We start from the raw sequence: 9,219 nt of genomic DNA, 5'->3' as shown, positions 1-9,219 counted from the left end.
TCTCCTGCGATACTTAGTTGGCGGGCAGCGCGATGACCGGATGCGTGCCGTGTCTCGTCATGCGGTAGTGCGGATACCATTTCGTGAAGAAGACCGCGCTGTTGCGCGCGGCGAACGCAATCAGAAGCCCGGTCCACAGCGGCAGGCTCGGCACATAGAGGACGGCGATGTTGCCGACCATCATCAGCAGCGCGGCGATGGTCCAGGCCCAGGTGATGACGTAGTTGACGCGCAGGAAGCCGGGCTGCTGTGCGGTATGAGCGTCGACCACTTCGCGCGCATATTGCAGCGTGAACGGACGACGGGCGAGGATCGAGCCGAGCGACACCAGGAAGATGCCGGTGTCGACGGCGAACCTCACCGATGCGGTGCCGAGGTGCTCATCAACGAAAGCGACATAAATGCCGATCGCGGCGAAGGTGATCACCGAGCCGACGCCGAGGATCTTGATCGAGAGGCCGCGCATCACGTCGAAGGCGATGACCGCGGAGCAGATCGCAGCGGCGGCAAACAGGCTGGCGGTCGCTGACGTCACCAGCAGCAAGGCTGCGAAGGCACCGTAGGGGGCGAGGATGAGAAAGATCGTCATGGCCGCCTCTCCAGGCTAATCTTGACAATGTAAAGATACAATACGGAGGTGCCGGAGAGGCGTCAAGCGAAATCTTTACACTGTCAAAATAACGGCGAGATTGGATAAATCGAGATTTTTCAGCCATTTAGCGCGTCATTCCGGGGCGCGCGTCAGCGCGAACCCGGAATCTCGAGATTGGTCACCTCTGGATTCCGGGTTCATCGCTGCGCGATGCCCCGGAATGACGGAGGGGCTTGGCTCAATTCGCGCCGACCCAATTGCCGTGGAAACCGTCGGGCACGCGGTGGCCGAGATGGACCAGCGCGATCGGGCCGGTCTCGACGTCGCGCGCGTTGAACACGGCGAGGTCGCTGCGGTTTTCCCGCGCCCGCCAGACCACCGCGAGCAGCCAGCCGTCGCCCTCGGCGGCATCGCTGCTGCGCTCGACGAATACCGGCTCCGAGATGGTGTCGCCGGCGGGCAGCAGATAGCGGCCGAGGCGCTTGCCGGTGCCATCGACATGCACGATGCCGGAGAGCGCGCCGAACATCGGCAGGTCAGGATTGGCGCAGGCGTACCAGCCATGGGCGAAGGCATGGCCCGCGTGCCGATCGTCGATGCGCGGGAATTCGCCGGCGAGGTCGTCGAGATAGGTTTGCGTGAAGCGGTCGGTATTGCCGGCGAGATCGAAGGTCCAGCGGCAATAGCGCGCGCGGTTCTTCTTCGGGTCGGTCGGCGAGCCGTCAGGATGATTGAACAGCGGCGCTTCCTCGAACTGCATCACGTCGGCGATGATGCGGCTGCCTTCCTCCCAGGCGTTCATCACGTGGAAGACGTAGCAGCTCTCGGCGCGGAACCAGGTGATGTCCTGCGCGGAGCCGTTCCGCTTCATCACGCCGACATAGGCGCCCTTGTCGGGCTCCCAGGCGTAAGGCGCCTTTCCGCGCATCGCGCGCTCCATGCTGCCGGTGATGGGGAGGATCGGAAACAGCAGATGGTTCTCGGTGACGATGAAGTCGTGCACCATGCTGGCATAGGGCGATTCAAAGCGCTCGAAGCGCGTCACCACGCCGGACGAATCGACCGAGCCGAAGGAAAGGGCAGGGGTCAGCGGGCCTGCGGCGTTGTAACCGAAGAACACGAGCTCGCCGGTCTTCGGGTCGATCTTGGGGTGCGCGGTGAAGGGGCCCTGGATGGCGCCGCTATAGTCGCAGTAACCGAGCCGGTTCAGCGTGCCGGGCTCGATCTCGGTCGGCAGATGGCCTTCCTCGAGTGCGAGCAGGCGGCCGGCATGGAAGATGATGTTGGTGTTGGCGACGCCGCCGTCAGTGGTGGTCGCGGGCGGCGCATCCGGGAGCTTGCGGCCGAAGCCGCCGAACAATGCGCGGCCGGCATCATGCTCGGCCTGCCATTTCGGCGTGCGGACCCAGCGATTGCGATAGCTGGCGCGGCCGTTCTCGAGACGGAAGGCGTGCAGCATGCCGTCGCCGACGAACCAATGCGCGCCGGGAGCCTCGAATTGCGGATTGGGCCCGTTGCGGTAGAGCGTGCCGTTGAGCTCGCGCGGCAACTCGCCCGATATCTTCAGGAATGGCGCATCGGCCTCAAAGGGAATCGGCGCCAAATTGGTCCGCGGTGTCTCAGCGATCGCCTGATCGAGCATCGTCACTCCCTCCATGTTATCTTTACATCGTAAAGATGTCGATACAGGCGGTGATGCTGACCGTCAAGCAAAATCTTTACAGTGTAAAAATTGCGACATATAAGGATTCGCATGACGAGATTGTCGAGAGAAAACAAGGCGAGCGCGTCGCCTTCGAGGGGCCGGAAGGCGGCGAAACAAACCGCAGCGAGGCCGGCGCGCCGACAGCGCCGGTCGGGTGATGCGCCCTATCATCATGGCGCGCTGCACGAGGCGCTGCTGAAGGCCGCTGAGCGCGTGCTCGAACGCGACGGGCTGGCCGGGCTGACCCTGCGCGCGGTGGCGCGCGAGGCCGGCGTTTCGCATGCCGCGCCGACGCATCATTTCGGCGATCTGACCGGCCTGGTCAGCGAGCTTGCCGCCATCGGCTTCCGGCAATTCAATGAAGCGATGCGCGCGGCCGTCGCGGGCGGTGCCACCATCATGGAGAAAGCGCTGGCGCGCGCGCGGGCCTATGTCGCTTATGCGCAGGCGCATCCGGGCATGTACAGCTTGATGTTCCGCACCGAGCGGCTCGACATGTCCAGACCCTCGCTGCACGAGGCCGCAGGCGCCGCCTTCGCCGGTCTCGCTGGTGCAATCGGCGAAAGCCGCCACGAGCATATCGAGGAGCAGAAGCTGTCGCTCGACCAGGCCGCCGCGATCGTGCGCGCCTGGTCGCTGGTGCACGGCTTCACCACACTGCTGCTCGATGATCGCCTCTCCGATGTCCTGAGGCGGCTGCCTGAGGGCACATCGGTCGAGACGCTGCTGGACGCGATGCTGCGCAGTTCGGCGGTTCGTCCGCCGGCGACCTGATCAGCGCCGCAACAGCTCCACCGCGCGGCCGCTCTGGCCGATGATCCTGACTTGGTCCTTGCCGCACTGGAAGTCGCGCGCCAATTCGTCGGCGGCCTTGCGGGCCAACTCATTGGCGTCGGGATTGGCTTTCGCATCGACATAGGCGACATGGCACACCGCGCCCGGCGGCAGACGCGTGACCATCAGCATCGCCTTGGTGTTGGGGCGTCCGTCCTTGTCGAGGTCATTGCCGTCGGCGATATGCCAGCGCTGGACGATGGCGAATGGTTTTCCGTTGGCTGTCCGCCATTCGACCTTGTGTTCGGTCGAATTGAACGGTGCAAACCAGGCTTCTGCAGCCGGTTCCTTGGCCGCAGCGGCACGATCGCGACCGACAGAGACAGTCTCGCGCAGATCGTCCTCGGCGATCAGCACCACGAAACCCGATTTTCCAGGGCAAACCTGCGTCGTGCCGCCGGATTCGCTCGGCTTGCCGACCGCGCGGCAGTGCTTTGGCGCCGTCGAAGTGTAGCTGCTGCTGAACGTTTGGGCGTTTGAATGGTCAAGACCGCCGGTGAACAGGATGGCAAATGCGCATGCGTTTATGACAAGCTTCATCATGCAGGGCTTCACAGCGGAACTCATCTCCTTGTTTGAGCATGATCTTTTCGCAAAACCGCTTCCTGCTTCACCGGATCATGCTTTATTCAGACGCGTTCATTGTGGGCAAGGTTCAACGGGAAGCGCGAAACACCTGACAGCGGCGCTGAATTGTCCTAGAAGAGCGGCTCCCTAAACTGTCGCTTTATCGCGCGTTCGTTCCTTCAACCTTATCATGCCCTCGATATCGCCGAATAAACCCTATCGCGTCGGCCGTTCCCGCACCGGGCTCGGTCTCTTCGCCACCAAGCCGATCAAGAAGGGTAGCAGGATCATCCGCTATTTCGGGCCGCTCCTGGATTCCAAGAAGAAGGATGAGGACGAGATCGAGAACAAATATCTGTTCGAGCTCACCAACCGCTGGACCATCGACGGTTCGATCCGCGCGAACATCGCCCGCTATATCAACCATTCCTGCAGGCCGAACGCGGAATCCGACGTTCGCCCACGCAAGCGCAAGATCTATATCCGCGCCATCAAGAACATCGAGCCGGGCGAGGAGATCAACTACGACTACGGCACCGATTATTTCAAAGCCTATCTGAAGCCGATCGGCTGCAAGTGCGATTCCTGCGAGAAGAAGCGCAAGAAGAAGCGCGCCGAGGCGCGGGCGGAACGGCTTAGGCTGAAGGAGAAGGCCGAGCGCAAGGCGAAGCGGAAAGCCGAGAAGCTGGCCCAGGAAAAAGCCAGGACCCAAGAGAAGGCTCAAGAGAAGGCCCAAGAGAAGGCCAAGGAAAAGGCGAAAAAGAAGAACGGCAAGGCCAATGGCAAGTACCTGAATGGCTCTGGCCGCCCCAAGCAGCCTGCCGGCAAGAAAATGGTCGTCGGAAAGCGCAAGAGCTCAGTGATCCCGCTTCACGCCTAGACCTGCCTTATGGTTTTCGGCCGCGCCGGATAGGCGCATTCGGCAAGCGTCGTGGCGTCGAGCTCACGCAAGAAGGCTTCGCGCGCCGCGGCGAGCTTTCCCTTCAGGCGGCAGCGCGGCGTCAGCACGCAGGCGCCGCCATCCTCACGAAAACATTCGACCAGCGCCTGGTCGCTCTCCAGCGCGCGCACGACCTCGCCGAGCGTGATCGCCTGCGGCGGCCGCGCCAACATAAAACCGCCGCCAGCCCCTCGCTGGGTGGTGATGAAGCCGCTATCCGCAAGGTTCCGCACCACTTTGGCCAGATGATTGCGCGAGATGCCGAATTCGGCCGCGATCTCGCTGGTGGCAAACGAACGCGTCGGCTCGCCCGCAAGCCGCATCAGGGCGCGCAGGGCGAAATCGGTGAACAGAGTGAGGCGCATGGGAGCCCCGCAAAAATCCGGTTTTGCGAAACAGCCATACTGCCCTAAATGGGTATCTGGAATACCTATTTAGGGAGAGCTGGCATGACAGGGGCAGAGCGGCGCGAGCGGATCACGGCCGAAATCGTCGCCAACACCGGCATCACCGAGGCCATGATCGAGCGCCTCGTGCACGGCTTCTATGCCAAGGTCCGCGCCGATACGGTGCTTGGGCCGGTGTTCGAAGCACGCATCCGGGATTGGGAGCCGCATCTTGCGCAAATGTGCGCGTTCTGGTCGTCGGTCGCGCTGATGACCGGCCGCTATCACGGCACGCCGATGGCAAAGCACCTGCCGTTGCCGGTCGATGCCGGTCATTTCGACCGCTGGCTTGAGTTGTTCGAACAGACCGCGCGTGAAATCTGTCCGCCGGAGGCGGCGGTGCATTTCATCGAGCGCGCGGAGCGGATCGCTGCCAGCCTCGAGCTCGGCATCGCCGGCGCGCAGGGCGTGATGCTCGGCAAGGGCGAGCGGTTTCGGCGCGGCGAGGCCGCAAGCGCCTGAGCCACGGTCTAACGCAAAAGAAAGAACGGCCGCCGTGAGCGCTCACGGCGGCCGTTCTTTTGGGCCGGCTGGTAAAGGCTTACGCGATCACCGCGTCACCGCTCCGGCGCAAGCCGACATATTGCAGTTCTGCGAACACGCCGGTTGCGATCGCCTGCGCGACGACGGTGATGGTGCCGAGCAAATTGAGGTTCACCGCACCCGAGAACAGCAATGCAATGCTCGCAAGCGTCCAGAGCGCATTGCCCGCGATCACCAGCACTACCAGCGCTTTCGGCACCATTGGCCGCGAGCCGAGCCAGCCGACCAGCGCGGCATAGGCGATCAGGAACAGCCCGGTTTCCTGCAATAGCATCTCGGGCAGATTCAAGAGCGAAGCAACGGCGCCCGCACCAAGCGTCAGGCCCACGGCCGAAACGCCGCTGAAGACGGCGTCGGCGAGCAATGCGCGGCGCAGGAATTGGGACGAGTGAATCATGACGGGTCTCCTCTGGTTGCAGCCTGGGTTGATGGTTCAGCGGAACAGCCGACGGAGCTGACGCATGAGGCGCAACGGGCAAAGCCGCTTCGCCGCCCTGGTCTCGGCGGCCTGCACCTGCGCGACGACATAGACGCCGGTCGAGTAGACCAGCGGTTCCGGTAGCTGCAGCGAACGTGCGATCAGCCACGTCGCGAGGTTGAGCAGCCACACAGCGATGTCAGCGGCGGATGGGAAGGGACTCGGGTCGGGTCTCATGGTCATCTCCTCCTGCTTTTCGAAGATGCCGCGATCCGCGCGCCTTTTCGATTACCTCGCACGTAAGAGCTTTCGATTACCTCGGACGTAATGGAATGGGCGACAGCCGCGTGGTAGTTTTCCGGCCATGAACGCACATGCATCCACGGCGCGGGCCGAACCAACCAGGCCGATTCATGTCGGCGATCACTTGCGTGAATGGCGGCAACGCCGCCATCTGAGCCAGCTCGATCTTGCGATCGAAGCGGATATTTCGGCGCGCCATTTGAGCTTCGTGGAAACCGGCCGCGCTGCGCCATCGCGCGAGATGGTGTTGAAGCTGGCCGAACGGCTGGAGGTGCCCTTGCGTGAACGCAACGTGCTCTTGGTCGCGGCCGGCTTCGCACCGGCCTTCCCGCAGCGCTCGCTCGACGATCCCGCGCTGAAATCAGCGCGGCAGGCGATCGACCTGGTGTTGAAGGCGCATGAGCCGAACCCGGCGCTGGCCTATGACCGCCACTGGAATCTGGTCACCGCCAACCGCATGGTGGCGCCGCTGCTCGAGGGCATTCCGCAGCGGCTGCTCGGCCAGCCCTTCAACATCCTCCGGCTTGCCTTTCATCCCGAGGGGCTGGCGGCGCGCACGGTCAATCTCGCCGAATGGACCGGGCACCTCCTGGAGCGGCTGCACCGGCAATGCGAGGCGACGGCCGATCCGGAATTGCTGAAGCTCTACCGGGACCTGAAGAGCTATCCGATCCCGGCGCGCTCGGGACCGCTGCCGCCGGACAATGTCGCGATCCCGCTCAAGCTGCGTCACGATGGCGGAGTGCTGAGTTTCTTCTCCACCACCATGGTGTTCGGCACGCCGGTCGATATCACTTTGTCGGAACTGGCATTGGAAACCTTCTTTCCCGCCGACGATCTGACCGCCGAGCGGCTGAAGCAGATGGCTGACGCCATGAAATAGCGGGTTGTCGGGGTTCATCCCGGGGCTTATCTGTGCGTCTTTCCAGCGGAGGAACGCACGATGAGCACCCTGAAGCCGCTTCGCCTCGACATCGTCTCCGACGTCGTCTGCCCCTGGTGCTATATCGGCAAGCGGCGGATCGAGAATGCACTCAAGCTGGTGCCGGATGTGCCGGTTGAAGTGCACTGGCGGCCGTTCTTCCTCAATGCCTGGGTGCCGCGCGAGGGCATCAGCCGCGACGAATATCTCACCGCCAAGTTCGGCTCGGTCGAGGCCTATAAGGGCATCGCCGGGCGCGTCGTCGCGGCCGCGGGCGAGGAGGGGCTGACCTATCGCCCGGACCTCGTGAAGCGCCAGCCCAACACCATCGATTGCCATCGCCTGATCCATTGGGCGGAAGCGAGCGGCAAAGCCGCCGAGATGAAGCAGCGGCTGATGGAGCTTTACTTCCGCGACGGCGGCGACCTCACCGACACCGACGTGCTGGTGCAGGCAGCGGCCGATGTCGGGCTCGATGCCGACGACGTGCGCAAGCGTCTTGCAACCGACGAAGATGTCGCGCTGATCTCGGCGCAGGCGCAGGAAGCGTCCGACAAGGGCATCTCCGGCGTGCCGACCTTCGTTTTCGCGCAGAAATACGCGGTCTCGGGCGCGCAGCCGGCCGAACAACTCGCCCGCGCCATCCGCCAGGTTTCCGCCGAGATCAACGCGGAAGCGGCGGAATAACAAGACTTGAATTTGGAGATTGCGCACGCAACTATCCGGCAGGATGGAGAGAAGATGAAGATCAAGATTGTCGTGCATGAAGCCGAAGAGGGCGGCTACTGGGCTGAAGTCCCTGCTATTCCCGGCTGCGCCACTCAGGGTGAGAGCATGGATGAACTCATGCTAAACCTCCGTGAGGCAATCGAGGGATGCCTATCTGTTGAAGTTGCCCCGCCAGAGCCCGGCGGCATTGAGCGGATGCTGGAATTGCCTGCATGAAGTCTTTGTCCGGCCGCGAGTTCGCCCGGATCATTGAACGACGCGGTTGGACATTGCTGCGCGTCAATGGCAGCCATCATATTTACGGCAAGAGCGGCAGTATTGTTAGACTGTCAGTTCCCATTCATGGCAACAAACCACTCAAGGCCGGATTGCTCAGGCATCTGGCGAAGCTCGCGGATCTATCGGACGAGGATTTTTAGGTCGGTCCGATCGACCTGACCACATCACGCGCGGTTGCGTCGACATCTACGAGAGTCCCGGGTTACGCTGCGCTTCACCTGCGCTACGGACCAATAAAAACATCAGAACAAAATCGGGAGAAACGTCATGCTCTATGAGCTCCGGACCTATACGGTGAAGCCCGGGACCATCGGCGAGATGGTCAAAGCGGCGAGTACCGTGTCGCGCGCCATCCGCAAGGATGACTACGGTAAGCTCGAGGGCTATTGGATGACCGAGATCGGTCCGCTCAATCAGGTCATGCACCTGTGGAGCTACAAGGATTTTGAGGAGCGGAACAGGCTGCGCGGCGAGCTCGCCAAAAATCCGCGCTGGACCGGCGAGTACATTCCGCTGATCCGCCCGCTGCTCCAGCGTCAGGATATCCGCCTGCTCAACGCGGTGAAGCCACCGGTTGCTCCGGCATCGACAGGCAACATCTACGAACTCCGCAACTACCGCGCCAAGCCAGGCGGCGCGGTCAGGCAATGGCTCGAAGCGCTCATGGAGGCGCTCCCGGCGCGCGAGAAATATTCCAGGATCGTCGGGCTCTGGCAGACCGAGGCAGGGCAGCCGAACGAAGTCTGCCATCTCTGGGCTTATCCCAGTCTCAACGCGCGCGCTGAGGCCCGCGCGAACGCCCTGAAGGATCCGGCGTGGCAGGAATTCCTCCGCAAGGGCAGCCCGCTGCTCGACGAGATGCACTCGACCATCATGCTGCCCGCGCCGCACTCGCCATTGCAGTGAGCTATGGGCGTGAAATGTAGCCGCGATGACGCTGC

General features: G+C 62.9%; 14 protein-coding genes. 8 read left to right on the top strand and 6 right to left on the bottom strand.

Going from position 1 to position 9,219, the window contains the following annotated elements:
* Positions 1–13: 13 nt before the first annotated feature.
* Together ACVJGD_RS12745 and ACVJGD_RS12740 are read right to left on the bottom strand one after the other, a co-directional pair.
* The gene (locus tag ACVJGD_RS12745) at positions 14–589 is read right to left on the bottom strand and encodes a hypothetical protein (RefSeq protein WP_456634664.1); all 576 of its coding nucleotides are present in this window, start codon (positions 587–589) and stop codon (positions 14–16) included.
* A 241-nt stretch (positions 590–830) separates the two neighbouring features.
* A complete protein-coding gene (locus ACVJGD_RS12740; protein WP_456634663.1) occupies positions 831–2,234 on the bottom strand; it encodes a carotenoid oxygenase family protein in 1,404 nt (467 codons plus the stop codon).
* 111 nt (positions 2,235–2,345) lie between these two features.
* Between ACVJGD_RS12740 and ACVJGD_RS12735 the strand changes: the two genes are divergently transcribed.
* Positions 2,346–3,071 carry a TetR/AcrR family transcriptional regulator gene (locus ACVJGD_RS12735; RefSeq protein ID WP_456634662.1) on the top strand — a complete coding sequence of 242 codons (726 nt, stop codon included), beginning with the start codon at positions 2,346–2,348 and terminating at the stop codon, positions 3,069–3,071.
* On the opposite strand, the gene ACVJGD_RS12730 is transcribed toward ACVJGD_RS12735, so the two are convergent.
* On the bottom strand, positions 3,072–3,671 hold the full coding sequence (locus ACVJGD_RS12730; RefSeq protein ID WP_456640240.1) for a hypothetical protein: 600 nt from the start codon (positions 3,669–3,671) through the stop codon (positions 3,072–3,074).
* 217 nt (positions 3,672–3,888) lie between these two features.
* Between ACVJGD_RS12730 and ACVJGD_RS12725 the strand changes: the two genes are divergently transcribed.
* Positions 3,889–4,578, top strand: a complete 690-nt coding sequence (locus ACVJGD_RS12725; RefSeq protein WP_456634661.1) for an SET domain-containing protein — start codon at positions 3,889–3,891, stop codon at positions 4,576–4,578.
* Here the strand turns inward: ACVJGD_RS12725 and ACVJGD_RS12720 are convergent.
* Positions 4,575–5,003, bottom strand: a complete 429-nt coding sequence (locus tag ACVJGD_RS12720; RefSeq protein WP_456634660.1) for an RrF2 family transcriptional regulator — start codon at positions 5,001–5,003, stop codon at positions 4,575–4,577. The two genes, ACVJGD_RS12725 and ACVJGD_RS12720, sit on opposite strands and share 4 nt — an antisense overlap.
* 84 nt (positions 5,004–5,087) lie before the next feature.
* Between ACVJGD_RS12720 and ACVJGD_RS12715 the strand changes: the two genes are divergently transcribed.
* Positions 5,088–5,546 carry a group III truncated hemoglobin gene (locus ACVJGD_RS12715; protein WP_456634659.1) on the top strand — a complete coding sequence of 153 codons (459 nt, stop codon included), beginning with the start codon at positions 5,088–5,090 and terminating at the stop codon, positions 5,544–5,546.
* Between the two features lie 79 nt (positions 5,547–5,625).
* On the opposite strand, the gene ACVJGD_RS12710 is transcribed toward ACVJGD_RS12715, so the two are convergent.
* Both ACVJGD_RS12710 and ACVJGD_RS12705 read right to left on the bottom strand, forming a co-directional pair.
* Positions 5,626–6,024, bottom strand: a complete 399-nt coding sequence (locus ACVJGD_RS12710; RefSeq protein ID WP_456634658.1) for a hypothetical protein — start codon at positions 6,022–6,024, stop codon at positions 5,626–5,628.
* 36 nt (positions 6,025–6,060) lie between these two features.
* Positions 6,061–6,282 carry a hypothetical protein gene (locus ACVJGD_RS12705; protein WP_456634657.1) on the bottom strand — a complete coding sequence of 74 codons (222 nt, stop codon included), beginning with the start codon at positions 6,280–6,282 and terminating at the stop codon, positions 6,061–6,063.
* A 127-nt stretch (positions 6,283–6,409) separates the two neighbouring features.
* Between ACVJGD_RS12705 and ACVJGD_RS12700 the strand changes: the two genes are divergently transcribed.
* The 5 genes from ACVJGD_RS12700 to ACVJGD_RS12680 all read left to right on the top strand — a co-directional run bounded on the left by ACVJGD_RS12700 (position 6,410) and on the right by ACVJGD_RS12680 (position 9,184).
* Positions 6,410–7,231 carry a helix-turn-helix domain-containing protein gene (locus ACVJGD_RS12700; protein WP_456634656.1) on the top strand — a complete coding sequence of 274 codons (822 nt, stop codon included), beginning with the start codon at positions 6,410–6,412 and terminating at the stop codon, positions 7,229–7,231.
* 60 nt (positions 7,232–7,291) lie between these two features.
* Positions 7,292–7,957: a DsbA family oxidoreductase gene (locus tag ACVJGD_RS12695; RefSeq protein WP_456634655.1), complete on the top strand. Its 666-nt coding sequence runs from the start codon at positions 7,292–7,294 to the stop codon at positions 7,955–7,957.
* Between the two features lie 54 nt (positions 7,958–8,011).
* Positions 8,012–8,215: a type II toxin-antitoxin system HicB family antitoxin gene (locus tag ACVJGD_RS12690; protein ID WP_456634654.1), complete on the top strand. Its 204-nt coding sequence runs from the start codon at positions 8,012–8,014 to the stop codon at positions 8,213–8,215.
* Complete coding sequence (locus tag ACVJGD_RS12685; RefSeq protein ID WP_456634653.1) at positions 8,212–8,418, top strand: type II toxin-antitoxin system HicA family toxin; 207 nt, start codon at positions 8,212–8,214, stop codon at positions 8,416–8,418. The genes ACVJGD_RS12690 and ACVJGD_RS12685 overlap by 4 nt, the downstream gene beginning before the upstream one ends.
* A gap of 127 nt (positions 8,419–8,545) precedes the next feature.
* The gene (locus tag ACVJGD_RS12680) at positions 8,546–9,184 is read left to right on the top strand and encodes an NIPSNAP family protein (protein WP_456634652.1); all 639 of its coding nucleotides are present in this window, start codon (positions 8,546–8,548) and stop codon (positions 9,182–9,184) included.
* The last annotated feature ends 35 nt before the right edge of the window (positions 9,185–9,219 follow it).

This window comes from Bradyrhizobium sp. USDA 10063, from assembly GCF_054063735.1.
The sequence above is the reverse complement of the archived record's forward strand: the minus strand, read 5'-3'. Positions and strand labels throughout refer to the sequence as shown.

What these genes read in the sequence shown, in the direction of transcription:
- ACVJGD_RS12695 (WP_456634655.1), top strand. Translation starts at nt 7,292, where the DNA reads ATGAGCACCCTGAAGCCGCTTCGCCTCGACATCGTCTCCGACGTCGTC.
- ACVJGD_RS12735 (WP_456634662.1), top strand. Translation starts at nt 2,346, where the DNA reads ATGACGAGATTGTCGAGAGAAAACAAGGCGAGCGCGTCGCCTTCGAGG.
- ACVJGD_RS12705 (WP_456634657.1), bottom strand. Translation starts at nt 6,282, where the DNA reads ATGAGACCCGACCCGAGTCCCTTCCCATCCGCCGCTGACATCGCTGTG.
- ACVJGD_RS12730 (WP_456640240.1), bottom strand. Translation starts at nt 3,671, where the DNA reads ATGAAGCTTGTCATAAACGCATGCGCATTTGCCATCCTGTTCACCGGC.
- ACVJGD_RS12745 (WP_456634664.1), bottom strand. Translation starts at nt 589, where the DNA reads ATGACGATCTTTCTCATCCTCGCCCCCTACGGTGCCTTCGCAGCCTTG.
- ACVJGD_RS12740 (WP_456634663.1), bottom strand. Translation starts at nt 2,234, where the DNA reads ATGCTCGATCAGGCGATCGCTGAGACACCGCGGACCAATTTGGCGCCG.
- ACVJGD_RS12710 (WP_456634658.1), bottom strand. Translation starts at nt 6,024, where the DNA reads ATGATTCACTCGTCCCAATTCCTGCGCCGCGCATTGCTCGCCGACGCC.
- ACVJGD_RS12680 (WP_456634652.1), top strand. Translation starts at nt 8,546, where the DNA reads ATGCTCTATGAGCTCCGGACCTATACGGTGAAGCCCGGGACCATCGGC.
- ACVJGD_RS12690 (WP_456634654.1), top strand. Translation starts at nt 8,012, where the DNA reads ATGAAGATCAAGATTGTCGTGCATGAAGCCGAAGAGGGCGGCTACTGG.
- ACVJGD_RS12700 (WP_456634656.1), top strand. Translation starts at nt 6,410, where the DNA reads ATGAACGCACATGCATCCACGGCGCGGGCCGAACCAACCAGGCCGATT.
- ACVJGD_RS12685 (WP_456634653.1), top strand. Translation starts at nt 8,212, where the DNA reads ATGAAGTCTTTGTCCGGCCGCGAGTTCGCCCGGATCATTGAACGACGC.
- ACVJGD_RS12725 (WP_456634661.1), top strand. Translation starts at nt 3,889, where the DNA reads ATGCCCTCGATATCGCCGAATAAACCCTATCGCGTCGGCCGTTCCCGC.
- ACVJGD_RS12720 (WP_456634660.1), bottom strand. Translation starts at nt 5,003, where the DNA reads ATGCGCCTCACTCTGTTCACCGATTTCGCCCTGCGCGCCCTGATGCGG.
- ACVJGD_RS12715 (WP_456634659.1), top strand. Translation starts at nt 5,088, where the DNA reads ATGACAGGGGCAGAGCGGCGCGAGCGGATCACGGCCGAAATCGTCGCC.